Below are 18,127 nucleotides of genomic sequence, written 5' to 3'. Positions count from 1 at the left end.
CGGAGGCTGGCAGAGAGCGCGACGTCACTCAGCGTAACGGGCGCGTCGTCGGGTCGGCTCACGTCGGTCCGGTCCTACGTCGCCGGATCGGGTGAACGCATGCGACGCGATGAGCCGTTGACCAGCGCGGATGATCGAGGGGTCAGGGGGCGCCGCCCGCCTCCGCCGGGGAGGCCGGTGAGGGGGATCACCCGGTCGCGTGACGGCGAGGGTCCCGCACCCCCAGGTACTGTCACTCACCGTGAGTGTGCGGCGGACGTGGACGGTCGGGGTCACCGGCGCCACCGGGTATGCCGGGGGTGAGGTGTGCCGGCTGCTGGCCGGGCACCCGTCCCTGCGGCTGGCCGGGGTGCACGCCAACTCGAGCGCCGGGCGGCGTCTGGGTGAGCTGCAGCCGCACCTGCTGCCCTTCGCCGAGCTGGAGGTGCGGCCCAGCGGCGCGGAGGACCTCACCGGCTACGACGTGGTGGTCCTCGCCCTGCCGCACGGGGAGTCCGCGACGATCGCCGCGCGGCTGCCCGAGGGCACCCTGGTCATCGACTGCGGCGCCGACCACCGGCTGAACGACCCGGCCGCGTGGGCGCGGTGGTACGGCTCGGCGCACGCCGGTACCTGGCCCTACGGGCTGCCCGAGCTGCCCGGGCAGCGCGCGCGGCTGGCCGGCGCGCGGCGGATCGCGGTGCCCGGCTGCTATCCGACCTCGGTCACCCTGGCGCTGGCGCCGGCGCTGGCCGCCGGGCTGGTGCAGCCCGAGGTGGTGGTGGTCGCCGCGAGCGGCACGTCGGGGGCGGGGAAGTCGGTCAAGCCGCATCTGCTGGGCAGCGAGGTGCTGGGCTCGGTGAGCGCCTACGGGGTGGGTGGGGTGCACCGGCACACCCCGGAGATGGTGCAGAACCTCACCCAGGTCGCCGGCGCGCCGGTGCGGGTGAGTTTCACGCCGACGCTGGTGCCGATGAGCCGGGGCATCCTGGCGACCTGCTCGGCGCCGCTGGCCGCCGGGGTGGACGAGGCGGCGGTGCGGGCGGGGTATGAGAAGGCCTACGGCGACGAGCCGTTCGTGCACCTGCTGCCCGAGGGGCAGTGGCCGACCACGGCGCAGGTGCTGGGGGCGAACACCGTGGCGCTGCAGCTGGCCGTGGACCCCGACGCCGGGCGGCTGGTGGTGGTGGCGGCGGTGGACAACCTGACCAAGGGCACCGGGGGTGCGGCGATCCAGTGCGCCAACCTGGCCCTGGGCCTGCCCGAGACCACCGGCCTCCCCGTGGTGGGGGTGGCGCCGTGAGCACGACCGCACCGAGGGGTTTCCGGGCGGCCGGGGTGGCCGCCGGTCTGAAGTCCACCGGAGCGAACGACGTCGCCCTGGTGGTCAACGACGGCCCCGATGACGCGGCCGCGGCGGTGTTCACCACCAACCGCTTCCCGGCGGCGCCGGTGCTGTGGAGCCGGCAGGTGCTGGCCGGCGAGCGGGCGCGCGCGGTGGTGCTCAACTCCGGCGGGGCCAACGCCTGCACCGGGCCCGAGGGTTTCGGTGACACCCACGCCACCGCCGAGCACGCCGCCGCCGAGCTGGGCCTCGGGGCGATCGACGTGGCGGTCTGCAGCACCGGGCTGATCGGCGTCCGGCTGCCGATGGACCGGCTCACCGCCGGGGTCACCGCCGCGGTCAAGGCGCTGTCGGAGGACGGCGGGCCGGACGCCGCCCGGGCGATCATGACCACCGACAGCGTCCCCAAGACCACGGTGCAGGCCCGCGACGGCTGGACCGTCGGCGGGATGGCCAAGGGCGCCGGGATGCTGGCGCCCAGCCTGGCCACGATGCTGGTCGTGCTGACCACCGACGCGGTGGTCGACGCCGGCGTCCTGCAGACGGCGCTGAAGCGGGCGACCAGCGTGAGCGTGGAGCGGGTGGACTCCGATGGCTGCCTGTCCACCAACGACACGGTGATCGTGCTGGCCAACGGCGCCAGCGGCATCACCCCGTCGGCGGAGGAGGTCACCGAGGCGCTGACCGCCGCGGCGACCGACCTGGCGATGCAGCTGCTGGCCGACGCCGAGGGCTCCACCAAGGACATCGCGATCACCGTGCGGGGCGCGGCCAGCGTCACCGACGCGCTGACCGCGGGCCGGGCGTGTGCGCGCAACAACCTGCTCAAGACCGCGCTGTTCGGCAACGACCCCAACTGGGGGCGGGTGCTGGCCGCGATCGGCACCACCGATGCCGCCTTCGAGCCCGACCGGGTGGACGTGACGATCAACGGCGTCACCGTCTGCCGGGGCGGGGCGATCGGCGACCCGCGGGAGGGCGTGGACCTCACCGGCCGGGCGATCGCCATCGACGTCGACCTGAACGCCGGTGGCGAGCAGGCCACCATCTGGACCAACGACCTGTCCATCGCCTACGTCCACGAGAACTCGGCCTACTCCACATGAGCATCGATCACGCGCAGGACCTGACCCGCACCAGCACCGTGCAGGACCCCACTCCACCCGACGTCCGCGTCGACGAGGCGCCATCCGGGGTCCCGGCGCCTCCGGCGCCGTCCGGCTCCTGGCCGGACGGACCGACGTCCGGTGTCGGCCTCGACGAGGCGCCGTCCCGACGGCCGCGGCGCCGGATCGGCAGCAGCCGGGTCATGCGGACCTACGACCCGGAGGGCGATGCGCTCAAGGTCGCCGTGCTGACCGGGGCGCTGCCGTGGCTCAAGGAGTTCCACGGCAACGTGGTGGTGGTCAAGTACGGCGGCCACGCGATGGTCGACGAGGAGTGCCGCCGGGCCTTCGCCGAGGACATGGTCTTCCTGCGGACCTGCGGCATCCTCCCCGTGGTGGTCCACGGTGGCGGACCGCAGATCACCAGCATGCTCCGCCGGCTGGGCATCCAGAGCGAGTTCCGCGGCGGACTGCGGGTGACCACCGAGGAGAGCGTCGAGGTCGTCCGCATGGTCCTCACCGGTCAGGTGGGGCCCGAGGTGGTCAACCTCATCAACCAGCACGGGCACTTCGCGGTCGGGCTCTCCGGTGAGGACGGCGGGCTGTTCACCGCCCAGCGCACCACCGCGGTCGTCGACGGCGAGGAGGTCGACGTCGGACTGGTCGGCGAGGTGGCCGACGTGGACCCCACGACCGTCGGCGCGATCATCGACGCCGGCCGCATCCCCGTGGTGTCCACCGTCGCGCCGGACCCCAGCGGCCAGGTGCACAACCTCAACGCCGACACGGCGGCCGCTGCGCTGGCCGTGGCGCTGGGCGCGGTGAAGCTCGTGGTCCTGACCGACGTCGAGGGCCTCTACGCGGACTGGCCCGACCGGGAGTCCCTCGTGCAGAAGATCGACACGCGTGAGCTGGCCGAGATCCTGCCGACCCTGGACTCGGGGATGCTCCCGAAGATGGCCGCCTGCCTGCGGGCGGTCGAGGGCGGGGTGAAGCGGGCCACCGTCGTCGACGGGCGCACCCCGCACGCCCTGCTGCTGGAGATGTTCACGACCGAGGGCACCGGCACGATGGTCCTGCCCGCCGTGGACCCCGACAGCCCCGCACCGGTCGGCAACGAGGAGCCCACGCCGTGACCGCGCCGGGCGGGGAACGGACCGCCGAGCTGGCCGCCCGTTGGTCGGCGGTGATGATGCACAACTACCGCACCCCGCCGGTGGCGCTGGCCCGCGGCGCCGGGGCCACGGTGTGGGACGTCGACGGCCGCGCCTACACCGACCTGCTCGGCGGCATCGCCACCACCATCCTCGGCCACGCCCACCCCCGGGTCGTCGAGGCCATCACCCGGCAGGCGGCCACCCTGGGGCACGTGTCCAACCTGGCCATGCACGAGCCGGGCGTCACCCTGGCCGAGCGGCTGATCGAGCTGGCCGGCCGGCCCGGGCGGGTGTTCTTCTGCAACTCCGGCGCCGAGGCCAACGAGGCCGCCTTCAAGATCAGCCGGCTGACCGGGCGCACCCAGGTGGTCACCGCCGAGGGCGCCTTCCACGGCCGCACCATGGGCGCACTCGCGCTGACCGGCCAGCCGAGCAAGGCCGACGCCTTCGCCCCGCTGCCCGGCGGCGTCCGGTACGTCCCCTACGGCGACCCCGACGCGCTGGCCGCCACCGTGACCGGGGCGACGGCGATGGTGCTGCTGGAGCCGATGCTGGGGGAGGGCGGCGTGCTGCCGGCCCCGCCGGGCTACCTGGCCGCCGCCGCGGACACCGCGCACGCGGCCGGGGCGCTGTTCGCCGTCGACGAGGTGCAGACCGGCACCGGCCGCACCGGCCACTGGTTCGCCTCCCAGGCCGACGGCGTGGCCCCCGACGTGATCACCCTGGCCAAGGCGATCGGCGGCGGGCTGCCGCTCGGCGCCACGCTCGCCTTCGGCGACGCCGCCGAGCTGCTGGGCGCCGGCTCGCACGGGTCCACCTTCGGCGGCAACCCGATCGCCGCGGCCGCCGCGCTCGCCGTGCTGGACACCATCCGCGAGGAGGGGCTGCTGGAGCGGGCCAAGGCGCTGGAGCAGCGGTTCACCGCCGGCATCGAGGGCCTGGCCCACACCGCCGTGGCCGGGGTGCGCGGGCGGGGCGCGCTGCTGGGCGTGGTGCTCACCGCGCCGGTCGCCGCCGCGCTGGAGACCGCGCTGCGGCAGGCCGGGTTCCTGGCCAACGCCGTCGCCCCCGGCGTGCTACGGCTGGCGCCGTCCCTGGTGCTCACCGACGCCCAGGTCGACGCCTTCCTCACCGCCCTGCCGGCCGCCCTCGACGCCGCGCTGGAGACCTCCTCCTGAGCTCACTCCCGGTCCGAGACAGCGCCCGGGTGCGGCCCGCTGGCGTGCCCAGCCGGTGTGGCCGGTTGCAGTGGCGGACAGCGTTGTCGCCACGGTGCACGAGCCCGTTCGGCGGGTCGGACGTGGTCCCAGGACCCCGCGCTCGGTAGCCGCTGACCCTTCGGGTGGTCCCGACGGGCTCGAACGGCACCGGAGGAACGGCGGGGGACCAAGGCCTCTGGACAACGGGCCCGACCTGGTATATCGATCCGCGCGGGTTTCGCTGCGGTGCTCTTGTGGGCTGTGACACAGAGTGAGACCCCGCCGAGTCGATCATCTGCTGTTCGGCAACCGGTTGACCTGTGCACACGTTCCGTCGAACAGTGCACCCTCGTGCACGGGTCCCATGCCCGTGCCCTGTCACACCGCCGACCGCGCGGGTGTGGCCGAGGGGCTGGTCGTGCTGGTCAACGGGGGGCGCGGGGGGCTGACCGGTGCCGCCGGTGTGCGTCCGCACGCGGACCGCCCGGCCACCTGGCCCCACCGCGCCCTGCTGGCCGCCCTGCTGCTGTCCGGCCTGTGGCTCCTGCTGACCGTCCTGTCCCCGCCCGCGCACGCGGACTCCCCGGTCGCGCCGGAACTCGACCCGGTCGCCGCAGTGACCGAGGCGGCGCCGACCACGCCCGCTGTCACCGAGAGTGACACCGAGGCGGCTCCCGCGGGTGGGACGACGACCCCGGCACCCGCTGTCCCGGCGGCGCCCACGTCCGTCGTCGCGACCGCCCCGACCCCGGTCTCCGGTGGGAGTTCCGACCCCGCGTCGGCCGGCGGCTCGACCGGGACGACGACCCCCGCCGAGCCGGTGGTGACCCCGCCCGAGCCGGCCACCCCGGTGACCCCCGAGCCCGAGCCGGCCACCCCGGTGACCCCGGAGCCGGAGCCGGCGGCTCCGCACCACCCGACGCCGGAGCCCGAGCCGACGGCCCCGCAGCCCTCCGCGCCGGCATCCCCGCGGCCGCAGACGCCCTCGCCGATGGTCCCGGGGTCGGCAGGCTCCGGGCACTCGGGGCACCACGGCGGCTCCGGCTCCGCGGGTGCCGAGCATGGCGGCTCGTCCGGTGGCGGGACGGCGACCCCGGGCACCCCGCCGTCCGGCACGCCCACGCCCCCGGACGACGAGCAGCCCGCCGACGACGGGACGACGCAGCCCGACGGCCCGGCCCCGGGCTCCCCGGGTCCGGGCGGGCAGCCCGCCGACCCGCAGACCCCGGCCGAGCCCGGTACCCCCGCCCCGGCCGAGCCCGGTACCCCCGCCCCGGCCGAGCCCGGTACCCCCGCCCCGGCCGAGCCCGGGACCCCCGCCCCGGCCGAGCCCGGGACCCCCGCGCCGGCCGAGCCCGGCACCGGCACGCCGGCCGAGCCCGGGACCCCGGCGCCCGCCGAGCCCGGCACCGGCACGCCGGCCGAGCCCGGGACCCCGGTGTCCGACGAGCCCGGTACCGGCACGCCCAGCACCCCCGGCGACCCGCAGCCCGACCCGGCCGAGACGCCGGGCGAGACCCCGGCGGAGCGCCCCGTGCCGACGTCCCCGGCCCCGGTCGGGGATCTGCCGGGCGGCACCCCGCCGCCCGCGAACCAGGCGTCCGGGGCGCCACCCGCCGGGCAGTTCCGCGCGACGGCGGAGGGGACCCTCGCCGACGTCGCCGCCGCCTCCCACGGATCGGTGCCGATCGTCGGGTCCGCGACCGTCGGCGCCGCAGCGCCGGCGGAAGACCCGGCGGTGACGCCCCCGCTCGTCCCGGTCAACCCGGTCCCCGAGCCGCCTCCGGCGGCGCCGGCACCTGTGAGTCCCGCCACCACGGCCTCCGGAGCCACGGCGGCGTCGTCCTCGGGCGGTCCACTGGGCGCGTCCGGGCTGCCCGCTGCGGTGCTGACCGGTGAGGTCGCCACCTGGCCGGCCGGCAGCGGCGTCCTCGTCCGCAGCGGCGCGCACGGCGAGGTCCGGGGCGGCGCGGACGACCCGGGATCGCGCCCCGGCTGAGCCGTCGCGACACCCCCTGCCTGCCCCGTCCGGAGCGGTCGGTTCCCCGACCCTCCCGCCCCGGAGGCGCGCCCGCGGACCGGACCGGTCCCGCCACGCCCGCCCGGCTCCCCGGGGGCCCCGCGCCCCCAGCACGACCGTGCCACCGCGAGCCGGCGGCACGCTCCCAGCCCGAGAGGTCGAGAGAGAGGCACCACCATGTCGCTCGCACCCTGGGACCTGGCCTCGGCCGGTCTGCGCGGCTCCGCTGCGCCCAGCCCCCGACGGCCGCACTGGTTCCCGCGGAGAGCCCTGTCCTCCGCCGTCATCCCCGCCGTCCCCGACACCCCGGACGCCGACGAGCGCCCCCTGCGGCTGCCCAACGTGGCCCTCGAGGTCCCCCCGCCGGGGTCGGACTCGCGGGACCCGGACGCCGTCGTGCCGTTCCGCCGCGGGACGACGCGCACGCCGCGGGTCAGCGTGGTCATCCCCACCTACAACGAGGCGAGGAACCTGCCGCACGTGATGGGCCGGCTGCCTGCCGACCTGCACGAGGTCATCGTGGTCGACGGCCGCAGCGTCGACGGCACCATCGAGGTGGCCCGGGCGCTGCGCCCGGACGTCAAGATCGTCCTGCAGAACCGGGTCGGCAAGGGCAACGCCATGGCCTGCGGGTTCGCCGCGGTCACCGGCGACGTCGTCGTCATGCTGGACGCCGACGGGTCGGCCGACCCGGGGGAGATCGAGCGGTTCGTCGCCGCCCTGGTCGCCGGCGCGGACTTCGCCAAGGGCACCCGGTTCGCCGCCGGCGGCGGCAGCAGCGACATCACCGCGGTGCGCTCGTGGGGCAACCGGTGGCTGAACCGGACGGTGAACGTGCTGTTCGGCACGCACTACACCGACCTGTGCTACGGCTACAACGCCTTCTGGGCCGACTGCCTCACCCACCTGGACCTCGACCCGCGCCCGTCGGACACCCACGGCAAGCAGTGGGGTGACGGCTTCGAGATCGAGACGATCATCAACACGCGGGTCGCCAAGGCCCGGCTGAAGATCGTCGAGGTCCCGAGCTTCGAGCACCGCCGGGTGTACGGGGAGAGCAACCTCAACACCTGGCGGGACGGCGCCCGGGTGCTGCGCGCGCTGGTCGTCGAGCGGTTCGCCCCCGTCGGCCGGCCGGCACGCCGGCGGCCGGTCCCCTCGCCGCGGTCGGCGTCCGTGCCGGACGCCGTCCTGCCCGGCGAGGGCGGGCGCCCGCTGTCCGCCTGAGCGCGTGCGGGAGCACGGGGGCGGGTGGCGCGCGGCCGGGACAGCGCGGTCCCTATGCGGACCGCGACGACGGCCGGGCGCGCGCCCGGGAGCGGGACAGCTGGCGGCCGACGGCGACGGCGGTCGCGACGCCCAGCACGAGGACGTACCAGGCGTACGGGACGAGGACCCCGTCGTCCTCGACGGGCCACCACAGCGGCACGCCGGGACCGGTGGCCAGGTCGCGGACGAGGTGCAGGCCGACGCCGAGGGCGAGCCCGGACAGGGCGGCCCGCAGGCGGCCCGGTGCCACGGCCGCGGCGGCGGCGAGCGCTGCTGCGGCCGCCAGCGAGTGGGTCACCGGACGGCCGGCGTCCTCCGAGGTGAGGGCGCCCCACAGGTAGAAGGGGAGGTGGTCGAGGTCGATCAGCACCGCACCGGCGAGCGCCCAGGGGGCGACGGCGCGCGCCCGCCAGGGCAGCACCGCGGCCAGCAGCAGCCCGGCGGTCAGCAGGTGAGCGGGCTCGTCGAGGACGGCGGTGACCAGCAGGGGCTCCCGCCCGGCCAGGCCCACGTCGAGCAGGCCGATCAGCAGCGTCCCCGCGACGCACAGGACCGCGGCGACGACCGGGCGGTCGGCCAGCCAGGACGTCGTCCGGACGACGAGGGCGCGGACCGGGAGGCGGTCGCTCGGCACGGGCACCCTCCTCGGTCCGCCGGCGACGTGCGCTCCGGGAACCGTCCGGCGTACAGGCACGTCGGAGGACACTGTGCACGTCCGTCGTCGGGGGTGCAGGCCCAGGGACACCGGCTCCCGGGGCGACGGCGCACCGGAGGTCGGCATGCAGTCTCAGCAGCGGGGGTCACACCCCGACGGGCGACCCACCCCAGCGCCCCCGCCGTCCACCGGGCAGCCGGTACCCGCGGCACCGGTCCCGCCTGCGGACGCCGGACCGACCTGCTCCTGCGGACACCCCCGGCAGGCCCACCAGCACTACCGCCGGGGCTCGGACTGCGCGTTGTGCGGCTGCGGGCGCTTCCGCCGGCCGCGTCGGCTGCGGCTGGGGCTGCGCCGGAGCTGACCGCCGCGGTCGGCGCGACTGCCGGGGGTGTCCGGTAGTGCGCGAGGGTCCCGCTCCCGTCCGGCCCGGCGAGCCGGCCCCCGCGCCGACCGAGGACGACTCGGCGCCGTTCCTGGCCGGGCTCTTCGGCCGCGGGCTGCTGTACGTCGCGGTGACCGCGCTGCCGCTGGTCACCGCCGTCGTCATCTCGCCGGTGCTGGCGCACCTGCTCGGCCCGGAGCAGTTCGGCCTGCTCGCCTCCGCCATCGCCCTGCACCAGGTCCTCATGGCGGTGGCGCTGTTCGGGGTCGACCAGGCGCTCATCCTGGTCCGCGCCGAGACCGGTGGGGACCGGGCGCCGCGCATGCTGATCACGGCCGGCACGGTGCTCGCCCTCGCCCTCACGGTCGTGGTGGGCTCGACCGTCGGGCTGTGGAGCGACCTGCTCGGGTTCGGGTCGGCGCGGTCGCTGGCCCTGGCCACGGTCTGCTGGACCGTCCCGACGACGTTCCTGCAGCTCGCCCTCGCCCTCCTCCTGGCGCGGGACCGGCTGCGCGCGTACGCCGTGGTCTCGGTCCTGCTCAGCGTGGGGAGCCAGGTGGCCGGCCTGGCCCTCCTGCTGGTGCTCGGGGACCGGACCGGGGCGGTGTTCTCGTGGGGCGCGACCGCCGGGCGGGTGCTGGCGATGGCCGCGTGCCTGCTCCTGGTGGTGCCGGCGTGGTTCCACCGCGGCGACTGGGCCACGATCCGCAGCAGCTTCGCCCTCGGGCTCCCGATCGCGCTGGGCGCGCTGTCGATGTTCGTCATGAACTCCGGTGACCGCCTGGTCATCCAGAGCCTGCTCGGCCCGGCGGAGACCGGCCGGTACCAGATCGCGTACACGATCGGATTCGAGGCGATCACCGTCTTCGCCTACACCGCCAAGGCCTGGGCGTCGCGGTTCGCGGAGGTCCGGGACGACGCACGGCGGTGGCGGCTGCTCGGGCAGTCGCGCGACCACCTCTACGAGCTGCTCGCGCCGACCCTGCTCGCGGTGAACCTCGGTGCGCCGCTGGCGCTGCGGATCCTGGCGCCCGAGAGCTTCCGCCCGGAGGGCCTGCTGGTCGTCGTCCTCCTGGTGAGCCTCTCGGGCGTCCCGAACATCGCCGGGCTCGCCAGTACCAGGGCGCTCATCGTCCAGCGCCGGACCAGGCCGATCGCGGTGGCCGCCGGGGTGGGGGCCGGCGCCAACCTCGGGCTCAACCTCCTCCTGGTGCCCGTCTGGGGGCTCGAGGGCGCCGCAGCGGCGACCGCGGTGGCGTTCACGATCGAGGCCGTCATCCTGCGCGCCGCGTTCCGCCCCTACCGGGCCTGGCCGCGGACGCCCCCGCGCGTCGTGGCCCTGCTCCTGGGCACCACTGCCGTGTCGGCCGTCTTCGCCTTCGTCGACCAGTCGCCGACCTGGATCGCGATCCGGACCGTGCTGGCCGTCTTGTGCGGCGGGTGGCTGGTCCTGACCTACCTGCGGGGACGCCGGGCGCACACCGCGCCGGAGCCCCCGGCACCCCGCGGGCCCGCGGAGGACGGCGGAGCGCCGCGGGGCGGCCACACCCTGACCTCCGAGGGCGCCCGGCCGGCCTCCTGAGCAGCCGCGGAGGACGGCCGGCCCCGGGGCGGGTCCGACGGACCGCCGGCCCGGCACGGGTCCGTCGGATCCGCCCTACGCGTCGGAGGCGGCCCGCCCCGGACGGAGCCGGGCCACCACCCCGAGCGCGGCCGCCTCCGTCCGGTGCCGCAGGGCCGCGGCCGGACCGGTCACGGCGCTCACCGGCAGCCGCTCGAACCGGAAGCCGGCGAACTCCCTCGGCGTGGCGCCGAAGCGGGCCTTGTAGCGCATGAGCGACTCGACCCCGCCGGAGTCGCCCATGTTGTAGTAGCGGCAGCCGCTGAGGGTCGCGGACTCGATCGCGTGCCGGTGCAGCAGGTCCACGGCGCGCACCCGGTCGGCCACCTCGCGGTTGCTCGTGATCCGCCACGAGAGCGCGACCTCGCCCTGCACCAGGGTGATCATGGCGGCCACGACCGTCCCGTCGAGCCGGGCGGTCCACACGGTGAACCCCTTCCCGAGCGACTCGGAGAGCGTCAGCAGCCGGGGCAGCGGCTCCTCGGCGCGCCCCATCCTGCGGGCGACCGGCAGCGGGACGCCCCGCGTGCGCGCCCGGTGCTCGACCCACCCCTCGTAGAGCCGGTAGAAGTCCAGCACCGCGGCCCGGTCGTGGTGCGGCTCGACGGTGACGCCCTCCTTCTCCGCCTTGCGCACCGCCCGGCGCGCCGAGCTGGCGGAGCGCGCCCAGACCCGGTCGAAGTCGCCGTCGAGGTCGAGCACGTGGTGGACGACCGGGAGCTCCTCGGCGCCCGCGTCGCGGGCCGCCGCCGTCCACAGGGGCGTCTGCTCGAAGTCCGGGCGGACCGTGGTCCGCAGCGCCCGGCCGGTGCGCAGGTCGGCGACGACCGCGGCCACGTCCTCGGGGCGCAGGGGAGCGGCCGAGAGCAGCCCGCCGGTGCCCCAGGTCGGGGGCATCGAGTGCTCGCCGGCCAAGGGGCGGAGCAGCCCCCTGCGGCGGACCATCGGCAGGACGAGGGCGCGCCCGTCGCGGGTCTCGTACAGCCGCGAGGCGTCCTCCCACGGTCCGTGCGCGCAGACGGCGTCCAGCCACGCCGGGGTCTGGCTCGGCACTGCCGACGCGGCGGCCGGCACGAGGTCCTGCCACACCCCTCGTGGCGCCGGCGTCGTCACCCCGAGCGCCGTTGCGCGGGACGTCCCCATCTGCGGATCTCCTCTCAACCCGAGCACTCGGCGGTCAGCTCCACCACGGGGCGCACCGGACCGGTCCCGGCCCCGGCGAGCACCTCGGTCGCGATGCGGTGCGCGTTCGCCATCACGGTCAGCGTGAAGGTGGTGGAGGCGATGGTGGGCAGCACCGACCCGTCGACGAGGTGGACCCGGTCCCACTCGGGCAGCCGTCCCCACCGGTCGGTGCTCGTCCCGTCGGCGGCGGCGCCCTCCCGGCGGTGGGGGAACGTGCCGCCGAAGTGGTAGCTCTTGCCGGCGCCGCTGAGCAGGACGTGGGTGGGCAGCGGCCACAGGTCCAGTGCCGGTGCCGCCCGGGTCAGCCGCCGGAGCGTCGCGCCGAGCATGGGCGGCCGGTGGGTGTCCGGCGCCGACAGGTCGAGCTCCGGGAGACCGCCGGACCGTCCCCGTCGCGCGGTGACCGTGATCCGGGGCGAGGCCCACGACGGGAGGTAGCCGAAGCCGACCGTGAGCCGGCGCAGCACCGACGTCGCCGCCCGGGAGGCGGCCGGGTGCCGGAGCGGCGCGGGGAGGGCGCCGAGGTAGGCCGGGTTGTACGGGTAGCAGTGCACGTGCGAGGTGTCGCGGTCCTCCTCGTCGAAGGAGACCAGCACGTTGAACTGGTTGAGGGTGAAGTCCCGCGCGCCGGGCCGCCGGGGGTCCTCGACCGCCCGGGCGGACACGAACGGCACGACGAACTGCCGGGACTCGGCCATCTCCACCCGGGACGGCGGTGCCGCGGACGAGCCCAGGACCAGCTGCGTCGTGCCGACCGCGCCGGCGCCGACGAAGAGCCGGTCGGCGCGGAACTCGGCGCGCTGCCCGGTGGCGAGGTCCCGGCACCGGGCGACGGCCTGGTCGCCGACCTGGCCGATCCGCTCGACGAGCAACCGGTCCCGGTAGGTGACGTTCGGCAGGCGGCGGACGCGGTCCATGGTCTGCGCGGCGCTGTAGATGAGCTCGTGGGGGCAGCCGGTCATGCACAGCCCGCACCGGGTGCAGGCGTCCGCGCGCAGCGCCAGCCGGGCCCGGCCGACGGTCAGCCCGAGCCCCCGGACGCGCTCCCGACGGGCGTCGTAGCGCTGCAGCACCGCCTCGGCCCGCGGGCTCAGCGGGGGCAGCCGGCTGCGCGGGTTGAGCAACGGGAACGTGCCCGCGAGGTCGTCGTCCTCCGCGGCCAGGGACACCTCGTCGAGCGTGGCCCGGTAGTGCCGCTCCATCTCCTGCCAGGCGATCGGCCAGCCGTCGAACGTGCTGCGCGAGAAGGGCATCGCCTGTGCGCCCCAGACGTTCGTGAAGCCGCCGTAGGCGGAGGACACCACGTCGAGGTTCGTGCCGGGCTGCCCGGAGCGCACGCCCGTGGTCTGGCCGAGGTCGCGGAACGGGTAGTCCGAGCCGTAGGTCCGCTTCTGCGGCACCCCGCGGGTCCCGCGGGCTGCCGGGGCGGCCGTGACGGCGCCGAGGGCGACCGGGTCCCAGGACGCCTCGTCGCGGCCGGCGAGCTGCTGCAGCGCCGCGCGCCGCTCGGTCTCGAGCCGGCCGCCGAGGTCGAGCACGGTGACGTGCTGGTCCGGGCGGCTCGCCAGGGTCAGCGCCACCATCGCGGCAGCGGCACCCGAGCCGACGACGAGGTGGGTCCCGCTCATCCGCCCTCCCCGCCGGCGCTCGTCGGTCGCGCGGTCGTGGCCGCTGCGCTGAGTTGGACCACGCTCACGCGGGGTCGAGCCCGACGGTGAGGGACTGCGGGAGGCGTCCCGTGCGCAGCTCGTACCGGCCCCGGAGGTGCCCGGCGGCGGCGCAGGCCAGCCCCGCCACGATCGCCGCCGCCTGGGCGACCGCGTCGCGGTCCCCGCGCAGCCCGCGGAGCAGCTTCCGGACGACGCTGCCGACCATGCGCCCGGCGAACTCGAGCTCGGCGCGGATGTTGCCGGCGTCCCCCATGTCGGAGAAGGCGCGGACCTTGCCGCGGTTGATCCAGTAGCAGCGCCGCCAGAAGTAGTCCCAGGTCAGCCGCTCGGGGTGGACGTAGTGGTAGATGCGCGCCTTGGGCTCGTAGACGACGGCCGCGGCCCCGTGGGCGGCGGCGATGCGGTGGGAGAGGTCCATGTCGTCGTGCTTGTCGGAGTGGAAGCCCCCGACCGCCCGGAGCGCGTCGGCCCGCACCGACATGCTGGCGCCGATCAGGTGCCGCACGGGCCGGCGGACCTCGGGCAGCCCGGCGTAGTGGCAGCCGAACACCCAGTCGAACTCGGGCGGGAACCAGCCGGGACGGGGGACCTCCTGGTTGGGCTGCGGAGCCCCGCCCACCGCGACCGCGCCGTCCTCGACGTAGACCTGCAGCAGCGTCTCGAGCCAGGTCGGGTCGGCCTCCGCGTCGTCGTCGAGGAAGGCCACCACGTCGGCGGTGACGCGTTCGACCGCCGTGTTGCGGGCCGAGCCGAGGCGGCCGGCGAACCGGTTGGCGAACACCTGGACCGGCGGGCTCCCCGGCGCGGCGTCCGGCCCCCAGGTGGCCAGGCAGCGCTCGAGCAGCGCGTCGTTGTGGTCGACGCAGATCAGGATCTGCCGGGGTGTCACCGACTGGACCTGCACCGAGGCGACCGCGCGTTCCAGGAGGTCCCAGCGGGCGTCGGTGTAGGTGCAGATGACCACGTCCGCCGTGGGGGTCTCCGGGTGCTGCGCGACCATGCGTCGTCGTCCTCTCGGGGTCGGATCGTGGGGTCCGCCACGGCGTCGGGCGGGGATGGCGACGGAAGCTAGCAGCGCACGGAGCTGCTCCGGCCCGTCCGCAGCGCCGCGGCTCCCGGCCCCGGACGGGTGGAGGCGGGCGGCGGCGCGCACTGCCCTCACCCGTCCGCCGAGGTCGACGGATCGGGGGCGGCGTCCCGGAAGCCGATCACCCGCTTCACGGCGGTGCGCAGGGCACGGTCGGCCTCGGTGAGGGGGAGCCGCTCGATCACCAAGGACCGGTACGGCTCGGGCCGCGCCCCGAAGCGGGTCTTGTACATGGCCAGTCCCCCCGAGGAGCCGGACTCGCCGAGGTCGTAGTGGGTGCTGCCCGCGGCGCACGCGTCCTCGATGGCCGTGCTCTCCAGCAGGTAGTTGGCCGCCACGGGACCGGCCAGGTCCTTGATCATGGCGCCGCTCGTGGCCCGGGTGCCGGTCGCCCGGTAGACGACGCTGCCCGCCACGGGCTGCCCCTCCCAGATCGCCAGGTAGAGGCGGAACCGGCCCGGGACCGCGGCGGCGAGGGCCTGCATCTTCTCGACGGTCTGACGGCGCCGGGCCCGCCAGCGGGACAGCAGCAGCGGCTCGTGCTGCTGGCCGGCCCACCGCTCGACCGAGTCCTCCACCAGCCGGAAGTACTCGGGCAGGCGGGCACCGGTGTCGTCCCGCTCGACGACGACCCCCGCCTTCTCCGCCTTGCGCACGTACCGGCGCGCCGTCTTCGAGTACCGCTGCCCCCAGACGGTCTCGAAGCCGCCCTCGAGGTCGAGGACGTGGCAGAGCCGCGGGGTCGCCTTGAGACCGGGGACCTCCACCTGCTCCCACAGCGGGCCGGTGCGGGCGCTCGGCCGGATGAAGGTCCGCAGGACGCCGCGCTGCCGCGACAGGTCCGCGCAGATCGCCGAGAGGTCCTCCGGGCGGACCGGATCGCACGAGAGGACGCCGCCGATCCCCCAGTCGGGCGGCATCGACGCCTGGGAGGAGAGCGCGCCGCCCAGGTGCCTGCGGCGGACCATGGGCAGCACGAGCAGCCGCCCGTCGCGGGTCTCGTACAACCGGGAGGCGTCCTCGAACCCCCCGGTGGTGCACACGGCGTCCACCCACTCGGGGGAGTGGAAGGCCTGGGCGTGCGGGTCGGCCAGGAACGCCGCACGCCACTCGGAGCGCAGCGCGGGCACCGCCGCCCGGTACCCGTCGTCCGTGGAGGACACGGACTCCACCGGGTGCGTGGTCAGCAACTCTTCTCCTCCGTCGGGCGTGGAACGGGCTGCGGCAGGGGACGCCGGGCGCGGTGCCGGCTCATGCGGCGGGCGCGGCGGGGCCGAGGTACCGGAGGACCCACAGGTCGCCGGAGTGCCGTACGACCTCCCACTCCGTGCTCCGGGTGAGCTGCTCGAGGGTCGCCTGGTAGGTGCCGGGGGCGTAGGTCGCGTAGTAGGCGTCGTAGCCGCGCATGCTCCCGGTGGCGACCACGTACGTCGCCTCGCCCGGGAGGTCCTGCGCCACCCGTGCGACGTCGGCCGGGTCGAGCGGGATGGACGCGGCGGGGTCGACCGCGCCGTCGTCGCGCAGGATCTCGTCCAGGCCGGGCTCGAGCTTGGTGAACGGCCGGATGTAGCGCTCGTAGTCCACGGAGGTGCGTCCGGGCCAGACGTTGATCAGGGGGACGACCGACGCCTCCGGGTGCTCCTCCACGAGCTCCTGCGCCGCGGCGACGTCCTCCGGGCGGATCAGGGTCAGCGACCACATCTGGAACGAGGCCTGGGCGGTGACCACCAGCACGAGGGCGGTCCACGCCGCGGCGGCCACGGCGGACACCGGGCTGCGCCGCAGCGCCGCGACGAGCGCCGGGCCGAGCACCGCGCAGCAGCCGATGGCCGAGTACAGCGTGACCCGCAGGTTGGCCTCCCCGCCGTAGCTCTGGCCGGCGAGCAGCAGGAACGGGGAGAAGGCGACGACGCCCGGCACCAGGACGTCGGGGCTGCGCCATCCCCGCCTCCACCCCAGCCGACCGGCCCGGCGGGCCAGGACCGCCAGGGTGGAGCCCCACAGCAGCAGCGAGCCCGCCTTGGCGAAGACCCCGCCCACCTGCTGTCCCGGGGCGGGCAGCGTGCCGGCGCCGCTCTGGGCGTTGGCGAGGGGGTCGAAGCCGTCGAACAGGCCGTAGGCCGTGGCGAGGTCCAGGCGGGTGAGCAGGTAGGCCCCGACCACGAGGGCCATCCCGGCCGCCAGCCACCACGGAGCCCGCCGGAGGGCCACCAGGAGGACGGCCAGCGCGAGCAACCAGAAGGGGGTCAGCTGGTGGGTCACGACGATCGCCGGGAACAGCGCGAGCGCCAGGACGGCGGACGCGCGGCTCGCCGAGGACCCGACGAGCAGGACCACGACCCCGGTCGCCAGGCACATGGCCAGCGCCTGGGGGGCGAAGTAGTCCTGGCCCACCCAGTTGACGACGACGACGAGGCCGGCGGCCGCCGTGCAGCCCGCGGCCCGGGCGCCCAGGGCCCGGGCCAGCGCGGCCGTCCCCAGGGCGAGGAGGAGGTGCACGACCGGCGCCGTCCACCGGGCGAGGTCCACGACCTCGACCCCGCTGGCGTCGCTGAACCAGGCGCCGGCCGCGAACATCCCCGGCCAGTTCATGTAGATGTCCGTGCCGCCGGTCACCTGGTGGGTGTCCTGCAGCGCCCGCACCACGCCCAGGTGCTTGTACGTCCAGGACGCGATCGGCACCGGGGAGCCCGCGGACGCCGTGGTCCGCAGCACCAGCACGAGGCCGAGCACGGCCGCCGCCGCGACGTGAGGGTGGCGACCACGCAGCGCCACGAGCAGCACGCCGGCCACGACCAGGAAGGCGGCCGGGAGGGTCCACGGCCCGGCCACCAGGAGCCCGTACACCGACGGCCGGGCCGCACGGACGGCCGGCAGGGAGGCCACCCACAGCCCGACGCCCAGGAGCAAGGCCAGCACGAGCACCCCGGCGGCCGGCCGCGGGCGGGGCAGCGCGCCGACCGGGAGCCGGACGTGGCCCCGCCACAGGGAGACGGCCGCAGCGGCCAGCGTCGCGACGGCCACGAGCGCGGCGCTGGCCCGCGGCACCCACAGACCCGTCCAGGTGCCCACCGTGGCCGTGAGGGTCAGCAGGGCCAGACCGACCAGCGGAGTCGTCGCGATCCTCGTGAGGCCCGGCAGGCGCAGCCGGGTCACGACCACCGCACCTGGGGCGACCAGCCAGAACGCGAGCAGGACGAGCGCCCGGACGGCGTCCCCGGCCGCGGTGTCGGCCGACGGCGTCCCCGCGAGGACGGCGAGCGCGGCCGCGCTGGTGACCAGGGCCCCCAGCACGAGGGGGCCGTCGACCGCGACGGTGCGCTGCGCGGGTGCTGCCACGGCCTCCCGGGCGGGCAGCGCGGTGCTCACGGGAGGGCCGGTGCGGTGCCGCACCGGGGTCGGAGGGACGTGGGGTCGCTCATGCGGCCGGATGAGATCACAGGTCACCG

General features: G+C 76.2%; 13 protein-coding genes. 7 read left to right on the top strand and 6 right to left on the bottom strand.

Translation table 11 applies throughout. From position 1 onward, the window contains the following. The first annotated feature begins 241 nt into the window (after positions 1–241). The 6 genes from argC to ACWIX7_RS10815 all read left to right on the top strand — a co-directional run bounded on the left by argC (position 242) and on the right by ACWIX7_RS10815 (position 8,033). Positions 242–1,282 (top strand): N-acetyl-gamma-glutamyl-phosphate reductase, encoded by a 1,041-nt coding sequence (gene argC, locus ACWIX7_RS10840; protein ID WP_448621543.1) that lies wholly within the window; start codon positions 242–244, stop codon positions 1,280–1,282. Then, positions 1,279–2,430, top strand: coding sequence for a bifunctional glutamate N-acetyltransferase/amino-acid acetyltransferase ArgJ (argJ, locus tag ACWIX7_RS10835; RefSeq protein ID WP_448621542.1), 1,152 nt, complete (start codon positions 1,279–1,281; stop codon positions 2,428–2,430). The genes argC and argJ overlap by 4 nt, the downstream gene beginning before the upstream one ends. Further along, a complete protein-coding gene (argB, locus tag ACWIX7_RS10830; RefSeq protein ID WP_448621541.1) occupies positions 2,427–3,566 on the top strand; it encodes an acetylglutamate kinase in 1,140 nt (379 codons plus the stop codon). Before argJ ends, argB begins: the two co-directional genes overlap by 4 nt. After that, on the top strand, positions 3,563–4,765 hold the full coding sequence (locus ACWIX7_RS10825) for an acetylornithine transaminase (protein WP_448621540.1): 1,203 nt from the start codon (positions 3,563–3,565) through the stop codon (positions 4,763–4,765). The genes argB and ACWIX7_RS10825 overlap by 4 nt, the downstream gene beginning before the upstream one ends. A gap of 385 nt (positions 4,766–5,150) precedes the next feature. Continuing rightward, positions 5,151–6,785 carry a hypothetical protein gene (locus ACWIX7_RS10820; protein WP_448621539.1) on the top strand — a complete coding sequence of 545 codons (1,635 nt, stop codon included), beginning with the start codon at positions 5,151–5,153 and terminating at the stop codon, positions 6,783–6,785. 198 nt (positions 6,786–6,983) lie between these two features. Continuing rightward, positions 6,984–8,033 (top strand): glycosyltransferase family 2 protein, encoded by a 1,050-nt coding sequence (locus ACWIX7_RS10815; protein WP_448621538.1) that lies wholly within the window; start codon positions 6,984–6,986, stop codon positions 8,031–8,033. A gap of 52 nt (positions 8,034–8,085) precedes the next feature. Here the strand turns inward: ACWIX7_RS10815 and ACWIX7_RS10810 are convergent, their stop codons facing one another. Beyond that, entirely contained in the window at positions 8,086–8,709 is a 624-nt protein-coding gene (locus ACWIX7_RS10810; protein WP_448621537.1) for a metal-dependent hydrolase, read from the bottom strand. A 422-nt stretch (positions 8,710–9,131) separates the two neighbouring features. Here ACWIX7_RS10810 and ACWIX7_RS10805 point away from each other — a divergent pair, with 422 nt between their 5' ends. Next, positions 9,132–10,697 (top strand): lipopolysaccharide biosynthesis protein, encoded by a 1,566-nt coding sequence (locus ACWIX7_RS10805; protein WP_448621536.1) that lies wholly within the window; start codon positions 9,132–9,134, stop codon positions 10,695–10,697. 75 nt (positions 10,698–10,772) lie between these two features. Here the strand turns inward: ACWIX7_RS10805 and ACWIX7_RS10800 are convergent, their stop codons facing one another. The 5 genes from ACWIX7_RS10800 to ACWIX7_RS10780 all read right to left on the bottom strand — a co-directional run bounded on the left by ACWIX7_RS10800 (position 10,773) and on the right by ACWIX7_RS10780 (position 18,047). Continuing rightward, complete coding sequence (locus ACWIX7_RS10800; protein ID WP_448621535.1) at positions 10,773–11,879, bottom strand: GNAT family N-acetyltransferase; 1,107 nt, start codon at positions 11,877–11,879, stop codon at positions 10,773–10,775. A 14-nt stretch (positions 11,880–11,893) separates the two neighbouring features. Further along, complete coding sequence (locus ACWIX7_RS10795; protein WP_448621534.1) at positions 11,894–13,549, bottom strand: hypothetical protein; 1,656 nt, start codon at positions 13,547–13,549, stop codon at positions 11,894–11,896. Between the two features lie 64 nt (positions 13,550–13,613). Continuing rightward, positions 13,614–14,591 carry a glycosyltransferase family 2 protein gene (locus tag ACWIX7_RS10790; protein ID WP_448621533.1) on the bottom strand — a complete coding sequence of 326 codons (978 nt, stop codon included), beginning with the start codon at positions 14,589–14,591 and terminating at the stop codon, positions 13,614–13,616. 158 nt (positions 14,592–14,749) lie between these two features. Continuing rightward, positions 14,750–15,868, bottom strand: a complete 1,119-nt coding sequence (locus ACWIX7_RS10785) for a GNAT family N-acetyltransferase (RefSeq protein WP_448621532.1) — start codon at positions 15,866–15,868, stop codon at positions 14,750–14,752. Positions 15,869–15,929: 61 nt separating this feature from the next. Further along, a complete protein-coding gene (locus tag ACWIX7_RS10780; protein ID WP_448621531.1) occupies positions 15,930–18,047 on the bottom strand; it encodes a hypothetical protein in 2,118 nt (705 codons plus the stop codon). Positions 18,048–18,127 lie beyond the last annotated feature (80 nt).

This window comes from Geodermatophilus sp. URMC 65, from assembly GCF_053502545.1.
The sequence above is the reverse complement of the archived record's forward strand: the minus strand, read 5'-3'. Positions and strand labels throughout refer to the sequence as shown.